The following is a 20,607-nucleotide window of genomic DNA, read 5'->3' as shown; positions in this document are numbered from 1 at the left end:
TTAGTCACCTAAACCGCTAAAATCAACTTTAGGAACTGCCTTTTCCTCTTCTGGAGTTTGAAGGAAATCTGCTGCTTTAAATCCAAACATTCCAGCGATAATATTGCTTGGGAAAGTTTCTAATTTTACATTGTAGTTGCTGACAACACTGTTGTAGAGTTGACGAGAGTAAGAAATTTTATTTTCTGTGTTTGTCAACTCCTCTTGCAATTTAACAAAGTTTGCACTAGCTTTCAAATCTGGATAGCTTTCTGCAACTGCAAAAATACCTGAAACCTGACGAGTAAGGGCATCACTAGCTTTCATAGCTTCTGCTGGTGAAGTCGCTGCCGCCACTTGGTTACGAAGTTCTGCCACCTTTTCAAGGGTAGAACCTTCATATTTAGCATAACCTTTTACAGTCTCAATCAAGTTTGGCAAGAGGTCATTTCGACGTTTCAACTGAACATCAATCTGGCTCCAAGCCTCCTTTGTTTGCATACGATTTTTAACCAAACCGTTATAGCTAACAATCACAAAAATAACAATAAGAGCGATAACTCCAAGAATAATCCAAGTCATGATATAAGTCCTTTCTGCTTTTAGATTAGTACCAGTATATCAAATTTTTAATGATTGTGGTAAAATAAGATGATACTAAAGAAGGAAATAACTATGAAACCAGAAACATTTTACAACTTGCTTGCCGAGCAAAATCTTCCACTTTCTGACCAGCAAAAAAAACAATTTGAACGTTATTTTGAGCTCTTGGTCGAGTGGAACGAAAAAATTAATCTAACAGCTATTACAGACAAGGATGAAGTTTATCTCAAACATTTTTACGATTCGATTGCACCCATCCTTCAAGGCTTGATTTCAAATGAAAATATCAAACTTCTTGATATTGGAGCCGGGGCAGGATTTCCTAGTCTTCCCATGAAAATCCTCTATCCTCAGTTAGATGTGACCATCATCGATTCACTCAATAAGCGCATCAACTTCCTCCAACTTTTGGCTCAAGAACTGGATTTGGACGGTGTTCATTTCTACCATGGACGTGCCGAAGATTTTGCACAGGACAAAAACTTCCGTGCTCAATATGATTTTGTAACAGCTCGTGCGGTTGCCCGCATGCAGGTTTTATCTGAATTGACTATCCCCTACCTTAAAGTTAGTGGCAAACTATTAGCACTCAAGGCCAGCAATGCGCCTGAGGAATTATTAGAAGCTAAGAATGCCCTCAACCTCCTTTTTAGTAAGGTCGAAGACAATCTCAGCTACGCCCTACCAAATGGAGATCCGCGCTACATCACAGTGGTAGAAAAGAAAAAAGAAACGCCCAACAAATACCCACGTAAGGCTGGCATGCCAAATAAACGCCCGCTTTAAATTTTTAAGTAAAAAATATTTACAAAATCAGCCTCGCTCTTTTATGGTAAATTCCCAAACTAAGTTCCACCGCTAGTAGAAGTGGAAGTTAATCTGATAAAAATTGTAAAAACCAGTGGAAATCCATGTCAGGGTAAGTTCCACTGGTTTTACTAATGCTTGATTTTATTGCTTTTGTAGCCAAAATGAATCGAAAAAAAGAGCGCACAAAATCCTCTTATCTGAAAGCGTTTCAGATTAAGTTCCGCTATGGTGGAAGTTAGTGTGAGACGTTTGAATAGGGTTTTAGGTTAGTTTTTAGAACTTATGTTGGAGTAATTTAGAAGACTGACAGACGTCTTCTGCAGGTATTTTAGAAATACCGAGAAGCTTAGGAATTTCTTCTCCATAAGTAAAGGCAAAGAGTTCATAAGCTGACTTTCCATTCAAAGCAGCACGTTTGACGCTGTTGACATGAGAGCAGACGAGATTGATGTCCTCTTGAGTTAAATTGTCAAAAGAAGTTCCTTTAGGTAGAATGTCGCGAATCAGCGTGTGATTTTTCTCAATTCTCCCTTTCTGGTCAGAGCGATTAGGGTCACAAAAGAAGAGTTTACTCTCTCCTCGCACATCCATTTCGATGTCATCAACCCTGGCAAACTCTCCACCATTATCGGTAAGAATGACAGGGAAGAGTTGGAAGAAATCTTTGTCCGCTTGGTGAAGAGTGTTCTTGATGTCATAGAGATGTTTGGTAACCTCAAGGGCAGTTTTATTATCCAGAAGTCTAGCGAAGATAAAGTTACAGAAAGATAGATTGAAGGTGAGTAGGACTTTACCTCCCATTCTCCCCATAACTGTGTCCATTTCCAGCCAAGAGTCTAGTTGATTCAGTGCTAAATAGTTTTGGAAATCCTCATAGGAACGGCCTTTTTTAGCTTCTTTAGGGATGGAAGGTAGCTTACTTTTTCGTCTTTCTTTGAATTTAACGGCTCTGGCAAGATCAATCGGAGCGATAGATAGGTACCCTTTTCGGATGTGTCGATAGACAGTTGAGGAGCTGACATCAAGGTTATGAGTTTTGAGAATATGATAGATGTGTTGTCCTTTTTTAACCCCATCAGAAATGACTTTGTCCATGTCCCAGAAGGTCTTGGAATTGAGGGGAGTTCCTTCACGAGCTTCGCCAAGAGTTTGTTCGTATTGTTTTTGAGCTTGCTTAGCGAGGTAGAAGATCTTCTTATAGCCACAATTCTGTCTTCTTTTAGGGCAGCCGTTACAGACAAAGGGAGCTTTGTCGAGTAGAGGGCAAGGAAGGTTATGGCATGTAGACTCTCGGACTTGTCTGTTTCGTTTGACTTCTTTAGAAACAGTAGTCGGGTCTTTTAGAATGGATTGTCCAATAGCTTTGAAGGTTTCACTGCGCTCTAAACCTAATTGGATATCATTACGGTCTGAAAGGGTAAGGTGTTTATGTTTTGTCATAGTAGACCTCGTTTCTAACTCAAACGTCTCACACTTAATTCCACCATAAAAATCCGTTTTAGACTAATTTCCACTTTGGTCAGGCAAGTGGAAGTTACTTTGAGAAGTTACACTCGCTCTTTTATTTCTAGGCTCGGGAAAAAATGATTTACAAAATCATTTTTTTCTGCTATACTATCCTAAGCAAAGGTTTTTAATGTCATCCCGTGAGGTGACGAAGACGCAGAAATATTTGAAACTCTTTAAAATCTAAATTTTAAAGAAGTCTTACTCTGAGGGCCTATTGCTGTAAAATAATGGGCTCTTTTTTGATGCCCAAAAGTGAGGTTTATATGAAACAAGAATCAACTGTTGATTTGTTACTAGACGTTGACCAACGTCCTTCGGCTGGAAAAGGAATTCTCCTTAGCTTCCAACACGTTTTCGCCATGTTTGGTGCGACTATCTTGGTACCCTTGATTTTGGGAATGCCTGTATCCGTTGCCCTTTTTGCTTCAGGTGTTGGAACACTCATCTACATGATTTCAACTGGTTTTAAAGTTCCAGTTTATCTAGGTTCTTCATTTGCCTTTATCACAGCTATGTCACTGGCTATGAAAGAAATGGGTGGTGATGTATCTGCTGCTCAAACAGGGGTTATCTTGACTGGTTTGGTCTATGTCCTTGTTGCTACCAGCATCCGATTTGTAGGAACAAAATGGATTGATAAACTCTTGCCACCAATCATTATCGGTCCTATGATCATCGTTATCGGTCTTGGACTTGCAGGTTCAGCTGTTACCAATGCTGGTCTTGTAGCAGACGGGAATTGGAAAAATGCTCTTGTAGCAGTTGTTACTTTCTTGATTGCTGCCTTTATCAATACAAAGGGAAAAGGCTTCCTACGAATCATTCCATTCCTATTTGCCATTATCGGTGGTTACCTCTTCGCACTAACTCTTGGCTTAGTTGACTTTACACCAGTTCTTAAAGCCAACTGGTTCGAAATTCCTGGTTTCTACTTGCCATTTAGCACAGGTGGTGCCTTTAAAGAGTACAATCTTTACTTTGGGCCAGAAACCATCGCTATCTTGCCAATCGCTATCGTAACAATTTCTGAACACATCGGAGACCATACTGTTTTGGGTCAAATCTGTGGCCGTCAATTCTTGAAAGAACCAGGTCTTCACCGTACTCTTCTTGGTGACGGTATCGCAACTTCTGTTTCTGCCTTCCTTGGTGGACCAGCCAATACAACTTACGGAGAAAATACAGGGGTTATTGGTATGACTCGTATCGCTTCTGTCTCAGTTATCCGTAACGCTGCCTTCATCGCGATTGCCCTTAGCTTCCTTGGTAAATTCACTGCTTTGATTTCAACTATTCCAAATGCTGTACTTGGTGGTATGTCAATCCTTCTCTATGGAGTTATCGCCAGCAACGGTTTGAAAGTTTTGATTAAAGAACGTGTTGATTTCGCTCAAATGCGAAACCTGATCATCGCAAGTGCTATGTTGGTGCTTGGACTTGGAGGAGCTATCCTTAAACTTGGTCCAGTTACTCTTTCAGGTACTGCCCTATCAGCCATGACAGGAATCATCTTGAACTTAATCTTGCCATACGAAAATAAAGACTAAACATCTAAACACATCAAAAAACGAGCATTTCCAATTATGGAAGTGCTCATTTTTCTTCTTTCTAAAAAAGGAAAGCCCTGCGGCCTTCCCTTGTCTTACTTACGTTTTTTCTTCGCTTTCTTCATTTTATTCGCCATGCGTTTCATGGACTGTTTCATAGCAAATTCACCGATTTTACCTTTGAGTCCGCCACCAAACATCTGGCTCATATCTGGCATTCCTGCTCCTCCAAGAGCTGACAAGTCAGGCATACCACCTTGTCCCATCATTCCTTCAAGGGCAGACATATCCATTCCTCCCATATTTGGCATATTTTTAGGAAGGTTGTTTGGATTGATTCCCATCTGCTTCATCATCTTGTTCATATCGCCAGACATGACTCCCTGCATAAGCTGTTTGGCCTGATTAAAGTCTTTGATGAATTTATTAACTTCGACAAAGGTATTTCCAGAACCTGCAGCGATACGACGGCGACGGCTTGGATTTAACAAATCAGGATTTTCACGTTCTTCAGGCGTCATAGAAGATACAATAGCACGCTTGCGCGCAATCTGACGCTCATCCACCTTCATGTTTTGAAGGGCTGGGTTGTTAGCCATGCCTGGAATCATCTTGAGCAAGTCTTCCATTGGGCCCATGTTTTGTACCTGATCCAACTGATCAATGAAATCATTGAAATCGAAGGTGTTTTCACGCATCTTCTCAGCCATTTCAAGGGCTTTTTGCTCATCGTATTCCTGAGAAGCTTTCTCAATCAGAGTGAGCATATCCCCCATGCCAAGGATACGGCTAGACATACGGTCTGGGTGGAAGGTTTCAATGTCCGTAATCTTTTCACCTGTACCAGTGAACTTGATTGGTTTTCCTGTAATGTGACGAACAGATAGAGCCGCACCACCACGAGTATCCCCATCAATCTTAGTAAGGATAACCCCAGTCACTTCCAACTGAGCATTAAACTCACGCGCAACATTGGCCGCTTCTTGACCAATCATGGCATCAACGACGAGCAGAATTTCGTTTGGTTGAGCCAATGCTTTTACGTCACGAAGTTCATTCATCAAAAGCTCATCAATCTGCAAACGACCTGCCGTATCAATCAAGACATAATCGTTGTGATTGGCTTGGGCTTGTTCCAAACCTTGACGAACAATCTCCACAGCTGGAACCTCTGTCCCAAGAGCGAAAACCGGCACATCAATCTGTTGACCCAGAGTTTTCAACTGGTCAATAGCCGCAGGACGGTAAATATCCGCCGCAATCATCAAAGGACGGGCATTTTCTTCCTTCTTGAGTTTGTTGGCCAATTTACCAGCAAAGGTTGTTTTACCAGCCCCCTGCAAACCGACCATCATGATGATTGTAGGAATCTTAGGTGACTTGATAATTTCTGCCGTGTCAGAACCTAAAACGGTTGTCAGCCCCTCATCAACGATTTTAATAATTTGTTGCGCAGGATTAAGGGTATCAATGACCTCATGTCCGACTGCACGCTCACGAACTTTCTTGATAAAGTCCTTTACAACAGGCAAGGCAACGTCGGCCTCAAGCAAGGCCAAGCGAATTTCTTTGGTTGCCTCTTGGACATCAGATTCAGATATTTTTCCTTTTTTACGTAAATTTTTAAAGACGTTCTGTAAACGTTCTGTTAAACTTTCAAATGCCATTTTTCTTCCTCTTATTCTCTATTATCAATGCTTGTTAAAATTTCTATCTGCTTTTGCAGAAAGTCATCATTGGGATACTGCTCCAAAATCTGGTCAAAAATCTGACTACGGACAATGTAGTCCGAGTACATGTGCAATTTCATCTCATAATCTTCCAGAATCTTTTCTGTCCGCTTGATATTATCATAGACAGCCTGACGACTGACACCGAATTCCTCGGCAATCTCAGCAAGACTGTAATCATCAGCGTAGTAGAGCTCTATATAATTCATTTGCTTGTCTGTCAACAGCGCCGCATAAAATTCAAAGAGCGCATTCATACGATTGGTTTTTTCAATTTCCATAACTTTTATTATACCAAAAAATAGCCTAATCTACCACATTAGCAGGCTAATCCGAGAAGATAGCTAGCTAAATTTGAAAAAGACAAGAGACTAGCCCCAAGTAATTTCCAATTGATAGCTGGCAAAGGGGTGTCCCTCTTGATTTTGTAGTTGATAATCTAGTTCAATCTTTTGCCCATCAACTTGATAATGGCTCGTTTGGATGATAAATTCCTGCATGCCCATAGGTGTAGGAATATAAGCTAAACTATCGCTATCCTTTAGAAAGCGCATAATGGTCTTGGGATTGGAAAATCGACTCATCACCAGTTCTTGACCATGAAATTTAATAACCACTTTTTCCTTTTCCTCATTATAAAAAAGCAGGTAGCTATAATCTCCTTTTTCATGCACTTCTACATCATAGAGTTGGTCAATCACTTCCAACTGCTCATCAAACTGAATCGTATTTCGCATCCGAATCTTCACATCAAGTCCTCTTTCTTGTCTCTTGTCCTACTATTTTACCAAAAACTCTAGCTTTTTGCTATAATGGTCATATGAACGAAAAAGTATTCCGTGACCCAGTTCACAACTACATCCATGTCAATAATCAAATCATCTATGACTTGATCAATACAAAAGAATTTCAGCGTTTGCGTCGCATCAAACAACTGGGGACTTCCAGTTATACCTTCCACGGTGGAGAACACAGTCGCTTCTCTCACTGTCTAGGAGTCTATGAGATTGCACGACGCATCACAGAGATTTTTGAAGAAAAATATCCTGAGGAATGGAATCCTGCCGAGTCTCTCTTGACCATGACCGCTGCTCTCCTACATGACCTTGGGCATGGTGCCTACTCCCATACTTTTGAACATCTCTTTGATACCGACCATGAAGCAATCACTCAGGAAATTATCCAAAATCCTGAGACCGAGATTCACCAAGTTCTACTACAAGTAGCGCCAGACTTTCCAGAAAAGGTAGCCAGTGTCATCGACCATACCTACCCTAACAAGCAGGTTGTGCAGCTCATTTCTAGCCAGATTGATGCGGATCGCATGGACTATCTCTTGCGCGACTCCTATTTTACAGGAGCTTCCTATGGAGAATTTGACCTGACTCGCATCCTCCGAGTCATTCGTCCTGTCGCAAATGGTATCGCCTTTCAGCGCAATGGCATGCACGCCATCGAAGACTATGTCCTCAGTCGCTACCAGATGTACATGCAGGTTTATTTCCACCCAGCAACACGCGCCATGGAGGTCCTCCTACAGAATCTTCTAAAGCGCGCCAAGGAACTCTATCCTAAAGACAAAGATTTCTTTGCACGAACTTCTCCACATCTCCTGCCTTTCTTTGAAAAAAATGTAACCTTGACTGACTATCTGGCTCTGGATGATGGTGTGATGAATACCTACTTCCAGCTCTGGATGACCAGTCCTGATAAGATTCTTGCAGACTTGTCGCAACGCTTTGTCAACCGCAAAGTCTTTAAATCCATTACTTTTTCACAAGAAAACCAAGACCAACTCGCTAGCATGAGAAAATTGGTTGAGGACATTGGCTTTGATCCCGACTACTATACTGCCATTCATAAGAACTTCGACCTCCCTTATGATATCTATCGTCCCGAATCTGAAAATCCACGGACACAGATTGAGATTCTACAGAAAAATGGAGAACTAGCCGAACTCTCTAGCCTGTCTCCTATCGTCCAATCCCTTGCTGGCAGTCGCCACGGAGATAATCGTTTCTATTTCCCAAAAGAAATGTTGGATCAAAACAGTATCTTCGCAAGCATTACCCAGCAATTTTTACACTTGATTGAGAACGATCATTTTACCCCAAATAAAAACTAGAGGAGGAATTTTATGAGTATTAAACTAATCGCCGTCGATATTGACGGAACCCTAGTCAACAGCCAAAAGGAAATCACTCCTGAAGTCTTTTCTGCCATCCAAGATGCCAAAGAAGCTGGTGTCAAAGTCGTCATTGCAACTGGCCGCCCTATCGCAGGTGTTGCCAAACTTCTGGACGACTTGCAGTTGAGAGACGAGGGTGACTATGTGGTGACCTTCAACGGTGCCCTTGTCCAAGAAACTGCTACAGGCCATGAAATTATCAGCGAATCCTTGACCTATGAGGATTATCTGGTTATGGAATTTCTCAGTCGTAAGCTCGGTGTTCACATGCACGCTATTACCAAAGACGGTATCTACACGGCCAATCGCAATATCGGAAAATACACAGTGCACGAATCAACCCTCGTCAGCATGCCTATCTTCTACCGTACACCTGAAGAAATGGCTGACAAGGAAATCGTTAAATGTATGTTCATCGATGAACCAGAAATCCTCGATGCTGCAATTGAAAAAATCCCAGCAGAATTTTACGAACGCTACTCCATCAACAAATCTGCTCCTTTCTACCTCGAACTCCTTAAAAAGAATGTGGACAAAGGTTCAGCCATCACTCACCTAGCTGAAAAACTCGGATTGACCAAAGATGAAACCATGGCTATCGGTGACGAAGAAAACGACCGTGCCATGCTGGAAGTCGTTGGTAACCCCGTTGTCATGGAAAACGGAAATCCAGAAATCAAAAAAATCGCCAAATACATCACTAAATCTAATGATGAATCCGGCGTTGCCCATGCCATCCGTACATGGGTACTGTAAAAGTGAAGAATATACGAAAACCGCTCGGCTGAGCGGTTTTTAGTATCTAATTACTGCCCCCTGCAGGAATCGAACCTGCAACTACTCCTTAGGAGGGAGTTGTTATATCCATTGAACTAAGGGAGCTAGATAAAAACTCTGCTAAATGAGCAGAGTTTTTTAGTCGAATTAACGACGGATTTCTTTGATACGAGCTGCTTTACCTTGAAGAGCACGCAAGTAGTACAATTTCGCACGACGTACTTTACCGTAACGAACAACTTCGATTTTTTCAACACGTGGAGTGTGGATTGGGAAGATACGCTCAACACCTACACCGTTAGAGATTTTACGAACTGTGTAGTTTTCTGAGATGCCAGCACCTTTACGTGCAATAACAACACCTTCAAAAATCTGGATACGTTCACGGTTTCCTTCGACAACTTTCGCGTGTACACGAACAGTGTCACCAGGACGGAATGATGGGATATCTGTACGAAGTTGACCTTCAGTCAAGCTTTGGATTAATGGATTCATTTTATTCTCCTATCTTTGTCAATCTTGAGGAATCTTCCTCAGCGGATAAACTGTATTTTTGTGCGTCCATTACACACAAGATACAGTTTACCAAATTTCCACAAAAAAGTAAAGAAATTTATAGCAGAATTCCTAAAAAAATCGCAACTAAACCACCTAGGTAGGTTAAGGCTAGGTAGCTATAAAATACCTTCTTATCACTTAGCAACCTTTGGAGTTCGTCATTCAAGGTCGAAAAAGTCGTCAGACCTCCACAAAATCCAGTTGCTAAAATAGCATAGACTTCCTTAGACTCAACATGATTGTAGCATAAACCAATCAAAAAACAACCCAAAAGATTGGCTATAAGCGTTCCGAGTGGCAATGTAGAAGTTTGATTATAGCGGGAAAAGAAATACCTTACTAGGGCTCCGAAACCACAAGCAATTGCAAGATAGATGATTACCATTTCTTCCTCCCCAAATAGTAAGCCAAGAGCAGGCCTCCTCCGATGCTCAAAAGTAAATACAGAACCAAACTAAGATAACGCCCTGTATCAAGCAGTTTTACAGCATCAAGCATGAGACTAGAAAAGGTTGTCAAACCTCCACAAAAACCCGTCCCCAGTGCTAGAACCAAGCCCTTACTAGTTCCCTTATAGACTAAATAGCCCTTAACAAGATACACCAAGCAGAAAATGCCTAGATAGTTAACAAGAAGGGTGCCCAAGGGGAAATCTGGGCTGGCTGGTAACCAAATGGAAACTAGATAGCGGACAAGTCCGCCCAACATAGCAGCTAGAAAAATTCCTAGCGAATAAAATTGTTCTTTTTTCATTTGATATTTTGATCCTGATAATCACGCGAACGTTTGAGTATGTCCGAAAAAGTCGCGACAATAGTCTCCTGATAGCGCTTGTCCTCTACACGACTTCTAACCTTTTCAAAGATAATTGCTTCTCTCTTGGTATCTAAAATTGGTTTCCCTGAAGCCTTCTTATAAGCAACAACCCCTTCAACTAAGTGCATACGTGCTTCTAACAGTTTGACAATTTGGTCGTCGATTTGATCAATTTCTTGACGAATAATATCTAAATCCATACAGTCTCCTCCTTTATTTGAATTATTGTATCAAAAAGCCACCAATTAGGCTAGTAAAATCCCAACTCACGATAAGAAAAATGCACTGATTGATTACATCAGCGCACGTTTATGCTTATCCTACTTTAGCAGCCAATTCTTCTGCGAATTGTTCCAAGCGTTCAATATCTTCTTCCTCGGCGGATAGGTCAACTTTGACACATTCTGAACCTTTTTCTGCTCCTGTTGACACAAAGACACAGTCAAAGTCATCTACAGCTTTACAGAATTCATCGTAGAAGGTATCTCCTGAGCCGACTACTCCGTAGATTTTACCATTCAAGTTGAGATCTGCTAGGTCTTCGTAGAAGTCCATCATCTCATCTGGCAATTCACCATCACCATAAGTATAGGTCGCAACGATAGCGATGTCTGCTTCCAAGAAGTCTGAAGCGTCAACAGTTGTACATTCATCAACATCAACATCCAAGCCCAAGTCACGTAATTTGTCTGCTACAATATCTGCAATTTCTTCGGTATTACCGGTCATACTGGCAAATACAATTTTTGCTAATGCCATATCGTCCTCCTCAATTTATCTTTCTCCATTATATCACATCTTTTTCATTTTAAAAATAAAAATTCTTGTGCTACAATGAAATGAGAAAGAATTGAGGTTATCTATGGACATTTGCCATCAAATTTTAGAAAAAATCAAAGAATACGACACGATTATCATTCACCGTCATATGAAACCAGACCCTGATGCCTTGGGAAGTCAGGTGGGATTGAAGGCCTTACTGGAACATCATTTCCCTGAAAAAACCATCAAAGCAGTTGGTTTTGATGAACCAACTCTTACCTGGATGGCTGAGATGGATCTTGTTGAAGATAGTGCCTACCAAGGGGCACTTGTTATCGTCTGTGATACGGCCAATACTGCTCGTATTGATGATAAGCGCTATAGTCAAGGTGATTTTCTCATTAAGATTGACCACCATCCAAATGATGATGTATACGGTGACCTATCTTGGGTGGATACTAATTCTAGCAGTGCTAGCGAGATGATTACCCTATTTGCCCAAACAACCCAACTGGTCTTGTCAGATCGTGCTGCTGAGCTACTTTTTGCAGGAATCGTTGGTGATACAGGTCGATTCCTCTACCCTTCTACCACTGCACGCACCCTCCGCCTGGCTGCCTCTCTGAGAGAACAAAACTTTGACTTTGCGGCCCTCACTCGCAAAATGGACACTATGAGCTACAAAATTGCGAAACTTCAAGGCTACATCTACGACCATCTGGAAGTGGATGAAAATGGTGCAGCTCGCGTTATCCTGAGTCAAGAAATCTTGAAACAATTCAATGTTACCGATGCTGAAACTGCAGCCATTGTCGGTGCGCCTGGACGCATTGACAGTGTGAGTCTCTGGGGAATTTTTGTGGAACAGGCTGATGGCCACTACCGCGTTCGCTTACGCAGTAAAATTCATCCTATCAATGAAATTGCCAAGGAACATGATGGTGGAGGCCACCCTCTAGCAAGTGGTGCTAATTCCTATAGCCTAGAGGAAAACGAAATCATCTACCAAAAGTTAAAAAACTTGCTTAAAAACTGATAAAATACTTGCCAAACTTTTCAGAATCTGATAGACTAGTATGGTAACAATCTATGGCTCGCAAAGAGACCATGGCAGAAAGGAACTATTGCAAAATGAAAAAAGATATCCATCCAGAATATCGCCCAGTTGTCTTCATGGACACAACTACTGGTTACCAATTCCTTAGCGGTTCAACAAAACGCTCTAACGAAACAGTTGAGTTCGAAGGCGAGACTTACCCATTGATCCGTGTGGAAATTTCATCAGACTCACACCCATTCTACACTGGACGTCAAAAGTTCACTCAAGCAGATGGACGCGTGGATCGTTTCAACAAAAAATACGGTCTCAAATAATGATAAAAAGAACAGTTTCGGCTGTTCTTTTTTGTTTCTTGAAATCAGTTTTTAAATCCAAATTTTCCAAGCTCAAAAAAACTTTGCACTCTCGATAGCTACATGATGGCTTCCAGAGTATAGAGTTTTTTCTTGCCTAAAAAATATAAAAGATATATACTAGCTATATATCGTATAGATTGGAGATATGCCATGACTACATCACTTACTAAGCAATACAATTTTAAAATCAATGAGTCATCAATGGAACAGGCTAGAGCTATCATCAAGGAAAAAGGAATGACTATGACGGATGCTATTAGTCTTTTTATCGAGCAGATTGTCCTCGAACAGGATTTGCCAATAAAAACTGCAGAAGATTTACACCGTGAACGATTGATTCAAGAACTACAAGCCCAATCTGAACGCGCCTTAAGAGAATATGAATCCGGACAAGGAACTTCCCTAGATGATATGAGGCTACGATATGACTTATAAAGTGATTCTATCTACCGAAGTGAGTCAAGCAATTGACAGTATTCATGATTACATTACTACTGTTCTTTTATCACCCCAGTCGGCTAAAAATACTGTGGCCAAAATTTTAGACGGCTTAAAAAGTTTAGAAACCTTTCCTGAAGCTGGCTTTGATGCAGATGAAAAAATCGGACTTAAAATCAATAGTAAGTACCCCACACGAGGAAAAATTATCGGGCAATATATCTTGCTTTACTTTATCGATCAAACTCAAAGAACTGTTTTTCTTTCCCACTTATTCCACACAAAAAGCGACTATGTTACCTTGCTACAAAGCAAAAATAATAAAAACTCAAAATCATCATTTTAATGTCCACTACTCTTAATCATATAGTATACTCATAAAAAATACAGTCCTCATTTTAACTAGAAAATCAAAAAAACTTTGCACTCTAACTAGCCACACAATGGTTTCCAGAGTACAAAGTTTTTTAATTTGACAAGGCTTAGTCTTCCTTATCTTGATTTTCAGTTCCTTACCAATAAAAAACTAAGCCTAGGACAATCTCCAAAGCTTAGTTTGATCTAGTTTCTTAATTTCCAGCGTAATATTTTTGAATTCCTTTAATAATGCCTTCAACCAACTTATCTTGGTATTGTTCACTACGGATTCGTTGGTTTTCTTCTGGATTATCCATATAACCCAACTCTAATAACACAGCAGGTTTCGCAGTCTCACGAAGAACAGCGAAGGTGGCTTGCAGAAGTCCAGCATCTCTAGCTCCTGTCTCAGTCAAGAGAGATGAATGAAGGTCAGCGGCCAAACGATTACTTTCACTTATACGGTCTGGATTATTATGCCAGTACTGGTTAATCTTGCTCGGGTAACCTGCATCTTCCTTATAAGAATAAGTCTGTATTCCCAGATTCAGTGTTGTGTCATTCCCAGTAGCGTTAAAATGAATACTAATAAAGAAGTCTGCATTCGTTTTATTTACCATACGAGAACGCTCTGTCACAAAGTCAACATCCACATCACTATCACGAGATGTTAAAACTATATAGCCAAGTTCTTCTAAACGTTTCCGTAATTTACGAGAGACCTGTAGATTCAAATCTTTTTCAGCTATTCCATAATAGTAAGCGCCCGAATCACGTCCACCATGCCCAGGATCTAGGAAGATAGTTTTACTATAGCGCCCCTTTTCAAATCCTTTTGGAAGTTCTTGAACCCATTTACCATTATCTTTGAAAAAATGACTACTTCCATCAATAGTATAAGTTCCAGTGACATAAACGCCATCTTCTTTAAGATAATACCAAGCTTGATAATCTGGATCATAAAGCCACTCTTTGTGAGCCATGTAGCCACCAGATTTTAGATAGTAAGAGCCGACCCATTGCTGCTCAGCATAGTGCCCACCTGACTTGAGATAAAACCAGCTAGAGTAGTTAGGATCGTACACCCATTCTTTATCTGCCATAGCCCCACTGGATTTCAGGTAATAGTTTCCCTTCCAAGTATTAGCCATCATGGCACCATTTTGATCAAATGCATACCATTTACCATTGATTTGACTCCATTGGTTAGACAAATATTTTCCTGAGCCATTGGCGTAGTACCACTTGTTAGCCATCTGATACCAGCTATTTTCAAGTAAGTAACCATTCTTATCAAATAGGTAGCCCTCATAAAGAGTATCTGTAAATTTGACACCTGTTTGACTATAATAAGTCCACTTCCCGTCTTCTTTTACCCAACCAGTTTGTAGCTTAGACTCAGTAGGAAGAGTTGGTTTTGTCTCCTGCTCACTCGAACTAGGAGTCGTCGGCTGGTTTTCTGCAGCTGCTTGAGAATCACTTGCAGAGCTAGTAGTTGAACTAGCGATAGAGTTATTCGTAGGATGACTAGTATCATTAGCTAGAACTGTTTGGCTAGTAAATCCAAGAAGAGCTAGAGCAAGAATCGTAAATTTCTTATATGATTTCATTTATTTAACCTTTCTAGGGGAATGGAATCCCTGTGTTATTGAGTTCTTTGACTTCCTTGATGAAGGAAGATTTGTTCTACATCCTCTAAACTATAATTTATATTACATCATAGAGTGTTTAGCTTATTTAAAGATGTGAAACCTAAAAAGTATGACTAAGTGGGAACCTTAAAAATTCAATTTCTGAGCACCTAATCTCGCTTCAGATAGTTATCGAACAAGTCGAGTAGATTCATTAAAATCATCTATTTATATTATACACCAAATTTAAGAAAAATTTTTGCTAACATCTAAATTTAAAATAAATCTAGTCCCTAGCTATACCGAATTTTAGTTTACTCTGCCCAGTAGAGATGTTATAATAAAAATAGGAGGACACAAAATGAACAATAAAACTAAAAAGTTCACACTTGCTACAGTTTTAGTACTTTCCTTGTTAGGAGCTGGAACTCTTACATCACAATCAGTAGCCGCTAATGATAGGCTGGTTTCCACTCAAGCAATCAATGGTCAATCCTACAATATCTTAAACTCTGAGGTCACTAGTACTTCTTCTGGTACTACTCTAGTTGGGGTTGAAGGGACTTTCTTAACGCCAGATAAACAGGCTATCTTAGACCGTATCAATGCCATTCGAAAAGAGGCAGCAGACGAAGGTCTAGTTACTAGCTATGTTCCTATCAAATGGTCAACTGCGCTAGAAAAAACAGCCTTCGTTCGTGCAGCAGAAGCTTCGATCACCATTGATCACACACGCTTATCTAGTAAGGACATTTGGAGCGCTTGGCCTGCAGGAAATTTCTCCCTTTCAGAAAATTTGGCTTGGAACTATGACGGATTTATGAAGGCCATCCAGCAATGGTATGATGAAAAAGCCGATTATGTTAAATCTCGTAGTGGTGTCAGTGTTACAGGTCAAACTGGACACTATAAATCCTTAATTGATCCAAAACTGACCTATATGGGGTTGGCAGCCTTTGAAAACCCTGCCACTCAAAATGGATGGATTACCGTTGCACAAAGTTTCGGAACAGCATCTGGTGGCTCTGAAGAATTAGCTGGTGGTTATGGAAAGGCTATTCAATATACAGAAGCAAATTCTTCTCAGATTCAAACATTTGCGACTAAGGCAAATCTTTTTGACAAAGACTTAAAGGCTATCGGAACTCATAAAACCAAAAATGAAAATACAAATTCAAGTCAGAAACTAGACGATGAGACCAATGACCCTGCCGAATTTCTTAATCGACTAAGAAGTTGGTTCAATCATTCTCAATACTTCGGAAGTTGGATTCAATCAAACGGACGTTGGTGGTTTAAACACAATGACGGCTCATACACGAGTAATGGATGGGAAAAAATAAATAGAACTTGGTATCGCTTTGACAACTCTGGTTGGATGCAAACAGGCTGGGTGAAAGACGGTAGCTGGTACTATCTCGACGGTTCAGGCGCTATGAAGACTGGTTGGCTCAAAGATAACGGTAGCTGGTACTACCTTCAAGATTCAGGTGCTATGAAAACAGGCTGGATGAAAGTATCTGGTAAATGGTACTATGCCTATAGCTCTGGTGCCCTAGCCATCAATACGACGACCCCAGACGGCTACCGTGTCAATTACGACGGTGAGTGGGTAGGATAATTTAACTACAACAAAAAGGCTCTATGCTATCTTATAGTGAGTAATCTTCACTTTCAGATAGTATAGAGATTTTTATTTACCTAGTGTAACTCTTATCTTAGGTATTTATAACAAACTGAAACAAGAACAAGACAAAAGAGCCTCGTAAAAGGTATTACAACTTGATAATACCTTTTTGAGGTGCTTTTTGATATGAGCCCATGTCTTCTCCATAGGATTGTACTCAGGTGAGTAGGGAGGAAGAGGTAAAAGTTTATGCCCAAACTCTTCACACAAGACTTCTATCTTAGCCATTCTATGGAATCTTGTATTATCCATAATAATAACTGATGGTTTGTTTAATGTTGGTAAGAGAAATTTCTGAAACCATGCTTCAAAAAAGTCGCTCGTCATCGCCTCTTGGTAAGTCATTGGAGCGATTAACTCACCATTTGTTAGCCCTGCAACCAAAGAAATCCTCTGATATCTTCTTCCAGATACTTTACCTCTTATTATCTGACCTTTTAAAGAGCGACCATATTCTCGATAAAAATAAGTATCGAATCCTGTTTCATCAATATAAACAGGTGCTAATTGCTTTAAACTATTAAAATTCTTAAGAAATAAGGCTACTTTTTCTGGGCCCTGTTCATGGATAGTATAGTACTTTATGGTTAGCGAACAAGCCTAATGAAAAAATTCTGATGATAGTTCTAAATCTCAATAACCGCTTGGGTTCCATGATCCAACTCCAGCAAGACATCTATACTTGTATAGAAAATCCTGCCCTGAATAAGGGGATGTAAATATTGCTTTCCTCCAAAATGGTCATAGTTTTACTGGCAAATCTAACATATCACGGATAAATTAACAAGTGATTTCTGAATTGCTAAACATTTTCTTTTCTTATAGCATACTTTAAGATTTTCTCTTTGAGAAAGATATTTACAAGAAAAACGTTCGTTTTTTTATCTATTTTCAAAAAATCCCAAAAACTGAATTGAAAGAATTTTTAGAAAATTTCTGTTTTTTTCTTTACAGTGAAAAAAAATTCTGCTATAATGACTCATGTAATAAAATATGACAATAAAAGGAGAACGATATGACATCTGCTAAAGAATATATCCAAAGCGTGTTTGAAACTGTAAAAGCTCGTAACGGGCACGAGGCTGAATTCCTCCAAGCTGTTGAAGAATTTTTCAACACTTTAGAACCTGTATTTGAAAAACACCCTGAGTATATCGAAGAAAATATCTTGGCACGTATTACTGAGCCTGAGCGCGTGATTTCTTTCCGTGTTCCTTGGGTTGACCGTGATGGAAAAGTTCAAGTAAACCGTGGCTACCGTGTTCAATTCAACTCAGCTGTTGGACCATACAAAGGCGGACTTCGTTTCCACCCAACTGTAAACCAAGGGATCTTGAAATTCCTCGGATTTGAACAAATCTTTAAAAATGTCTTGACTGGACTTCCTATCGGTGGAGGTAAAGGTGGATCAGACTTCGATCCTAAAGGTAAAACAGATGCTGAAGTGATGCGCTTCTGCCAAAGCTTCATGACTGAATTGCAAAAATACATTGGGCCATCACTTGACGTACCTGCTGGTGATATCGGTGTAGGTGGACGTGAGATTGGTTATCTTTACGGTCAATACAAGCGTCTTAACCAATTTGATGCTGGTGTCTTGACTGGTAAACCTCTTGGATTTGGTGGTAGCTTGATCCGTCCAGAAGCAACTGGTTACGGTTTGGTTTACTATACTGAAGAAATGCTCAAAGCTAACGGTAACAGCTTTGCTGGTAAGAAAGTCGTTATTTCAGGTTCTGGTAACGTTGCTCAATACGCTCTTCAAAAAGCGACTGAACTCGGTGCAACTGTTATCTCTGTATCTGATTCGAATGGTTATGTCATCGATGAAAATGGTATCGACTTCGATCTATTGGCTGATGTTAAAGAAAAACGTCGCGCTCGTTTGACTGAGTATGCAGCTGAGAAAGCAACTGCTACTTATCATGAAGGTTCTGTATGGACTTACGCTGGAAACTATGACATTGCGCTTCCATGTGCGACTCAAAACGAAATCAACGGTGAAGCAGCTAAACGTTTGGTTGCTCAAGGCGTTATCTGTGTATCTGAAGGTGCCAACATGCCAAGCGATCTTGATGCCATCAAAGTTTACAAAGAAAATGGTATCTTCTACGGACCTGCGAAAGCTGCCAACGCTGGTGGTGTAGCCGTTTCAGCCCTTGAAATGAGCCAAAACAGTCTTCGTCTCTCATGGACTCGTGAAGAAGTTGATGGCCGTCTCAAAGACATCATGACAAACATCTTCAACACAGCTAAAACTACTTCAGAAACATACGGTCTTGATAAAGACTACCTTGCAGGAGCTAACATTGCTGCCTTTGAAAATGTAGCAAACGCTATGATTGCCCAAGGTATTGTTTAAGATTCATTTGCTTAATCCTCAATCGCTTTGATTGGGGATTTTTAGCTTGAATTAAACAGTTGGTAAATTCTAATTTAATTAAATTAAATGAAATAAAAACCAAACAACTTGATTACGGAATTCACACCAATTTCTAACAATGTTTTATAAAACTCGGTGGGCTATTCTAAATTCAATCTATTTTATACTCTTCGAAAATCTCTTCAAACCACGTCAGCGTCGCCTTACCGTATATATGTTACTGACTTCGTCAGTTCTATCTGCAACCTCAAAACAGTGTTTTGAGCAACCTGCGACTAGCTTCCTAGTTTGCTATTTGATTTTCATTGAGTATTACTTACTCGCCAACTTTTTTATACAAAAATAAAAACCGCTAGTCCTAAGAATAGCGGTTTAATCATGTTTTTAAGCTACTAATGTAGTCGCTCTATTATTTAAGAGTAACTGAAGCTCCAGCTTCTTCCAATTTAGCTTTGATTTCTTCAGCTTCTGCAGTTGCAACGCCTTCTTTAACAAGTGCTGGTGCACCGTCAACAAGTTCTTTAGCTTCTTTAAGACCAAGACCTGTGATTTCACGTACAACTTTGATAACGCCAACTTTTTTGTCGCCTGCAGATGTCAATTCAACGTCGAATGAATCTTTAGCAGCACCAGCGTCAGCAGCACCAGCTGCAGCAACAGCTACAGGAGCAGCTGCAGTTACACCAAATTCTTCTTCGATAGCTTTTACAAGGTCGTTCAATTCAAGGATTGAAGCTTCTTTAATTTCAGCAATAATGTTTTCAATGTTCAATGCCATTGTTATTTCCTCCAAATATGTTTTTAAATTTATAATATTTTTTTGTAGCTAGGCTACGCTGCGTAGCTTAAGATTAAGCTGCGTCTTCTTTGTTGTCTGCAACCGCTTTGACTGCAAGAGCAACGTTGCGCACTGGCGCTTGAAGTACAGAAAGGAGCATAGAAAGAAGTCCTTCGCGGTTTGGAAGAGTTGCAAGTGCAAGAATCTCTTCTTTAGATGCGACAGCGCCTTCGATTGCACCACCTTTGATTTCAAGTGCTTCAGCGTTTTTAGAAAAGTCGTTCAAGATTTTCGCTGGTGCGATAACATCTTCGTTAGAAAATGCTACTGCAGATGGTCCAACAAATACTGATGCAAGTTCTTCAAGACCAGCTTTTTCAGCTGCACGACGCAAGATTGAGTTTTTAATCACTTTATACTCAACTTCGCTTCCACGAAGCTCACGACGAAGAACTGTATCTTGCTCAACTGTCAAACCACGAGCGTCTACAACGACGATAGATGCAGCAGCTTTCATTTTTTCAGCTACTACGTCAACTAGTTCCGCTTTTTTAGCAATAATTGCTTCACTCATTAGTGTGTTCACCTCCGTAATTATTTTGCTTGGGGAAATTTTCCAAAAGAAAAACGCGCCCAAA

Annotated in this window: 23 protein-coding genes, 1 tRNA gene, 1 pseudogene and 1 other annotated feature (1 of these 26 only partly in view); of the genes and pseudogenes, 10 read left to right on the top strand and 15 right to left on the bottom strand. The window is 40.2% G+C overall.

Annotated features, from left to right (window positions below):
- Window positions 1-561: a LemA family protein gene (locus AC6I9F_RS04685; protein ID WP_000219822.1), complete on the bottom strand. Its 561-nt coding sequence runs from the start codon at window positions 559-561 to the stop codon at window positions 1-3.
- Between the two features lie 93 nt (window positions 562-654).
- Here AC6I9F_RS04685 and rsmG point away from each other — a divergent pair, with 93 nt between their 5' ends.
- Complete coding sequence (rsmG, locus tag AC6I9F_RS04680; RefSeq protein WP_164226578.1) at window positions 655-1,368, top strand: 16S rRNA (guanine(527)-N(7))-methyltransferase RsmG; 714 nt, start codon at window positions 655-657, stop codon at window positions 1,366-1,368.
- Between the two features lie 297 nt (window positions 1,369-1,665).
- On the opposite strand, the gene AC6I9F_RS04675 is transcribed toward rsmG, so the two are convergent.
- Window positions 1,666-2,832, bottom strand: coding sequence for an IS30 family transposase (locus tag AC6I9F_RS04675; protein ID WP_000160552.1), 1,167 nt, complete (start codon window positions 2,830-2,832; stop codon window positions 1,666-1,668).
- 332 nt (window positions 2,833-3,164) lie between these two features.
- Between AC6I9F_RS04675 and AC6I9F_RS04670 the strand changes: the two genes are divergently transcribed.
- Window positions 3,165-4,448 carry a uracil-xanthine permease family protein gene (locus tag AC6I9F_RS04670; RefSeq protein WP_164226579.1) on the top strand — a complete coding sequence of 428 codons (1,284 nt, stop codon included), beginning with the start codon at window positions 3,165-3,167 and terminating at the stop codon, window positions 4,446-4,448.
- Window positions 4,449-4,543: 95 nt separating this feature from the next.
- Here the strand turns inward: AC6I9F_RS04670 and ffh are convergent, their stop codons facing one another.
- The 3 genes from ffh to AC6I9F_RS04655 all read right to left on the bottom strand — a co-directional run bounded on the left by ffh (window position 4,544) and on the right by AC6I9F_RS04655 (window position 6,927).
- Entirely contained in the window at window positions 4,544-6,115 is a 1,572-nt protein-coding gene (ffh, locus tag AC6I9F_RS04665) for a signal recognition particle protein (RefSeq protein WP_173282672.1), read from the bottom strand.
- 11 nt (window positions 6,116-6,126) lie between these two features.
- Window positions 6,127-6,459 carry a putative DNA-binding protein gene (locus AC6I9F_RS04660; RefSeq protein WP_033680400.1) on the bottom strand — a complete coding sequence of 111 codons (333 nt, stop codon included), beginning with the start codon at window positions 6,457-6,459 and terminating at the stop codon, window positions 6,127-6,129.
- Window positions 6,460-6,549: 90 nt separating this feature from the next.
- Window positions 6,550-6,927 carry a YwiB family protein gene (locus tag AC6I9F_RS04655; protein WP_004238036.1) on the bottom strand — a complete coding sequence of 126 codons (378 nt, stop codon included), beginning with the start codon at window positions 6,925-6,927 and terminating at the stop codon, window positions 6,550-6,552.
- A 71-nt stretch (window positions 6,928-6,998) separates the two neighbouring features.
- Between AC6I9F_RS04655 and AC6I9F_RS04650 the strand changes: the two genes are divergently transcribed.
- Both AC6I9F_RS04650 and yidA read left to right on the top strand, forming a co-directional pair.
- Window positions 6,999-8,303, top strand: coding sequence for an HD domain-containing protein (locus AC6I9F_RS04650; protein WP_173282671.1), 1,305 nt, complete (start codon window positions 6,999-7,001; stop codon window positions 8,301-8,303).
- Between the two features lie 12 nt (window positions 8,304-8,315).
- A complete protein-coding gene (gene yidA, locus AC6I9F_RS04645) occupies window positions 8,316-9,122 on the top strand; it encodes a sugar-phosphatase (RefSeq protein ID WP_498023075.1) in 807 nt (268 codons plus the stop codon).
- A 54-nt stretch (window positions 9,123-9,176) separates the two neighbouring features.
- Here yidA and AC6I9F_RS04640 read toward each other — a convergent pair.
- From AC6I9F_RS04640 to AC6I9F_RS04615, 6 genes are all read right to left on the bottom strand, one after another.
- Window positions 9,177-9,248: transfer RNA gene (locus tag AC6I9F_RS04640), tRNA-Arg, on the bottom strand.
- Window positions 9,249-9,290: 42 nt separating this feature from the next.
- Window positions 9,291-9,638 (bottom strand): 50S ribosomal protein L19, encoded by a 348-nt coding sequence (gene rplS, locus AC6I9F_RS04635; protein WP_001068669.1) that lies wholly within the window; start codon window positions 9,636-9,638, stop codon window positions 9,291-9,293.
- 118 nt (window positions 9,639-9,756) lie between these two features.
- Window positions 9,757-10,086: a fluoride efflux transporter CrcB gene (gene crcB, locus AC6I9F_RS04630; protein ID WP_049512865.1), complete on the bottom strand. Its 330-nt coding sequence runs from the start codon at window positions 10,084-10,086 to the stop codon at window positions 9,757-9,759.
- Window positions 10,080-10,454 carry a fluoride efflux transporter CrcB gene (gene crcB / locus AC6I9F_RS04625; protein ID WP_498023073.1) on the bottom strand — a complete coding sequence of 125 codons (375 nt, stop codon included), beginning with the start codon at window positions 10,452-10,454 and terminating at the stop codon, window positions 10,080-10,082. Before crcB (AC6I9F_RS04625) ends, crcB (AC6I9F_RS04630) begins: the two co-directional genes overlap by 7 nt.
- Window positions 10,451-10,717: a chorismate mutase gene (locus AC6I9F_RS04620; protein WP_261035165.1), complete on the bottom strand. Its 267-nt coding sequence runs from the start codon at window positions 10,715-10,717 to the stop codon at window positions 10,451-10,453. Before AC6I9F_RS04620 ends, crcB (AC6I9F_RS04625) begins: the two co-directional genes overlap by 4 nt.
- Before the next feature lie 115 nt (window positions 10,718-10,832).
- A complete protein-coding gene (locus tag AC6I9F_RS04615; RefSeq protein ID WP_498023071.1) occupies window positions 10,833-11,276 on the bottom strand; it encodes a flavodoxin in 444 nt (147 codons plus the stop codon).
- 103 nt (window positions 11,277-11,379) lie between these two features.
- Between AC6I9F_RS04615 and AC6I9F_RS04610 the strand changes: the two genes are divergently transcribed.
- From AC6I9F_RS04610 to AC6I9F_RS04595, 4 genes are all read left to right on the top strand, one after another.
- The gene (locus AC6I9F_RS04610; RefSeq protein ID WP_498023069.1) at window positions 11,380-12,315 is read left to right on the top strand and encodes a DHH family phosphoesterase; all 936 of its coding nucleotides are present in this window, start codon (window positions 11,380-11,382) and stop codon (window positions 12,313-12,315) included.
- 95 nt (window positions 12,316-12,410) lie between these two features.
- Window positions 12,411-12,653: a type B 50S ribosomal protein L31 gene (locus AC6I9F_RS04605; RefSeq protein ID WP_000710764.1), complete on the top strand. Its 243-nt coding sequence runs from the start codon at window positions 12,411-12,413 to the stop codon at window positions 12,651-12,653.
- A gap of 192 nt (window positions 12,654-12,845) precedes the next feature.
- Window positions 12,846-13,130, top strand: coding sequence for a type II toxin-antitoxin system RelB/ParD family antitoxin (gene relB / locus AC6I9F_RS04600; RefSeq protein WP_023941319.1), 285 nt, complete (start codon window positions 12,846-12,848; stop codon window positions 13,128-13,130).
- The gene (locus AC6I9F_RS04595; RefSeq protein WP_164226585.1) at window positions 13,120-13,479 is read left to right on the top strand and encodes a type II toxin-antitoxin system RelE/ParE family toxin; all 360 of its coding nucleotides are present in this window, start codon (window positions 13,120-13,122) and stop codon (window positions 13,477-13,479) included. Before relB ends, AC6I9F_RS04595 begins: the two co-directional genes overlap by 11 nt.
- Before the next feature lie 223 nt (window positions 13,480-13,702).
- Here the strand turns inward: AC6I9F_RS04595 and AC6I9F_RS04590 are convergent, their stop codons facing one another.
- Complete coding sequence (locus AC6I9F_RS04590) at window positions 13,703-15,100, bottom strand: N-acetylmuramoyl-L-alanine amidase (RefSeq protein WP_164226586.1); 1,398 nt, start codon at window positions 15,098-15,100, stop codon at window positions 13,703-13,705.
- 382 nt (window positions 15,101-15,482) lie between these two features.
- Here AC6I9F_RS04590 and AC6I9F_RS04585 point away from each other — a divergent pair, with 382 nt between their 5' ends.
- Window positions 15,483-16,742, top strand: coding sequence for an N-acetylmuramoyl-L-alanine amidase family protein (locus AC6I9F_RS04585; RefSeq protein ID WP_164226587.1), 1,260 nt, complete (start codon window positions 15,483-15,485; stop codon window positions 16,740-16,742).
- A gap of 105 nt (window positions 16,743-16,847) precedes the next feature.
- On the opposite strand, the pseudogene AC6I9F_RS04580 reads toward AC6I9F_RS04585, so the two are convergent.
- Window positions 16,848-17,390, bottom strand: a pseudogene (locus tag AC6I9F_RS04580) (transposase); the annotation flags it as partial.
- Window positions 17,391-17,823: 433 nt separating this feature from the next.
- On the opposite strand from AC6I9F_RS04580, the gene gdhA reads away from it, so the two are divergent.
- Complete coding sequence (gene gdhA, locus AC6I9F_RS04575) at window positions 17,824-19,170, top strand: NADP-specific glutamate dehydrogenase (protein ID WP_164226588.1); 1,347 nt, start codon at window positions 17,824-17,826, stop codon at window positions 19,168-19,170.
- Between the two features lie 430 nt (window positions 19,171-19,600).
- Here gdhA and rplL read toward each other — a convergent pair whose 3' ends face one another.
- Complete coding sequence (gene rplL / locus AC6I9F_RS04570; RefSeq protein WP_001196965.1) at window positions 19,601-19,969, bottom strand: 50S ribosomal protein L7/L12; 369 nt, start codon at window positions 19,967-19,969, stop codon at window positions 19,601-19,603.
- Between the two features lie 73 nt (window positions 19,970-20,042).
- On the bottom strand, window positions 20,043-20,543 hold the full coding sequence (rplJ, locus tag AC6I9F_RS04565) for a 50S ribosomal protein L10 (RefSeq protein WP_004259693.1): 501 nt from the start codon (window positions 20,541-20,543) through the stop codon (window positions 20,043-20,045).
- Window positions 20,544-20,581: 38 nt separating this feature from the next.
- Window positions 20,582-20,607: a sequence feature (ribosomal protein L10 leader region), on the bottom strand (it continues 110 nt past the right edge of the window).

This window comes from Streptococcus nakanonensis, from assembly GCF_059738785.1.
Note: the sequence above shows the minus strand (reverse complement) of the source record. Positions and strands in the feature narration are given on the sequence as shown.

Bases quoted from the DNA above. Each gene is read 5' to 3' on its own strand.
- AC6I9F_RS04685 (WP_000219822.1), bottom strand. From the start codon at position 561: ATGACTTGGATTATTCTTGGAGTTATCGCTCTTATTGTTATTTTTGTG.
- rsmG (WP_164226578.1), top strand. From the start codon at position 655: ATGAAACCAGAAACATTTTACAACTTGCTTGCCGAGCAAAATCTTCCA.
- AC6I9F_RS04675 (WP_000160552.1), bottom strand. From the start codon at position 2,832: ATGACAAAACATAAACACCTTACCCTTTCAGACCGTAATGATATCCAA.
- AC6I9F_RS04670 (WP_164226579.1), top strand. From the start codon at position 3,165: ATGAAACAAGAATCAACTGTTGATTTGTTACTAGACGTTGACCAACGT.
- ffh (WP_173282672.1), bottom strand. From the start codon at position 6,115: ATGGCATTTGAAAGTTTAACAGAACGTTTACAGAACGTCTTTAAAAAT.
- AC6I9F_RS04660 (WP_033680400.1), bottom strand. From the start codon at position 6,459: ATGGAAATTGAAAAAACCAATCGTATGAATGCGCTCTTTGAATTTTAT.
- AC6I9F_RS04650 (WP_173282671.1), top strand. From the start codon at position 6,999: ATGAACGAAAAAGTATTCCGTGACCCAGTTCACAACTACATCCATGTC.
- yidA (WP_498023075.1), top strand. From the start codon at position 8,316: ATGAGTATTAAACTAATCGCCGTCGATATTGACGGAACCCTAGTCAAC.
- rplS (WP_001068669.1), bottom strand. From the start codon at position 9,638: ATGAATCCATTAATCCAAAGCTTGACTGAAGGTCAACTTCGTACAGAT.
- crcB (WP_049512865.1), bottom strand. From the start codon at position 10,086: ATGGTAATCATCTATCTTGCAATTGCTTGTGGTTTCGGAGCCCTAGTA.
- crcB (WP_498023073.1), bottom strand. From the start codon at position 10,454: ATGAAAAAAGAACAATTTTATTCGCTAGGAATTTTTCTAGCTGCTATG.
- AC6I9F_RS04620 (WP_261035165.1), bottom strand. From the start codon at position 10,717: ATGGATTTAGATATTATTCGTCAAGAAATTGATCAAATCGACGACCAA.
- AC6I9F_RS04615 (WP_498023071.1), bottom strand. From the start codon at position 11,276: ATGGCATTAGCAAAAATTGTATTTGCCAGTATGACCGGTAATACCGAA.
- AC6I9F_RS04610 (WP_498023069.1), top strand. From the start codon at position 11,380: ATGGACATTTGCCATCAAATTTTAGAAAAAATCAAAGAATACGACACG.
- AC6I9F_RS04605 (WP_000710764.1), top strand. From the start codon at position 12,411: ATGAAAAAAGATATCCATCCAGAATATCGCCCAGTTGTCTTCATGGAC.
- relB (WP_023941319.1), top strand. From the start codon at position 12,846: ATGACTACATCACTTACTAAGCAATACAATTTTAAAATCAATGAGTCA.
- AC6I9F_RS04595 (WP_164226585.1), top strand. From the start codon at position 13,120: ATGACTTATAAAGTGATTCTATCTACCGAAGTGAGTCAAGCAATTGAC.
- AC6I9F_RS04590 (WP_164226586.1), bottom strand. From the start codon at position 15,100: ATGAAATCATATAAGAAATTTACGATTCTTGCTCTAGCTCTTCTTGGA.
- AC6I9F_RS04585 (WP_164226587.1), top strand. From the start codon at position 15,483: ATGAACAATAAAACTAAAAAGTTCACACTTGCTACAGTTTTAGTACTT.
- gdhA (WP_164226588.1), top strand. From the start codon at position 17,824: ATGACATCTGCTAAAGAATATATCCAAAGCGTGTTTGAAACTGTAAAA.
- rplL (WP_001196965.1), bottom strand. From the start codon at position 19,969: ATGGCATTGAACATTGAAAACATTATTGCTGAAATTAAAGAAGCTTCA.
- rplJ (WP_004259693.1), bottom strand. From the start codon at position 20,543: ATGAGTGAAGCAATTATTGCTAAAAAAGCGGAACTAGTTGACGTAGTA.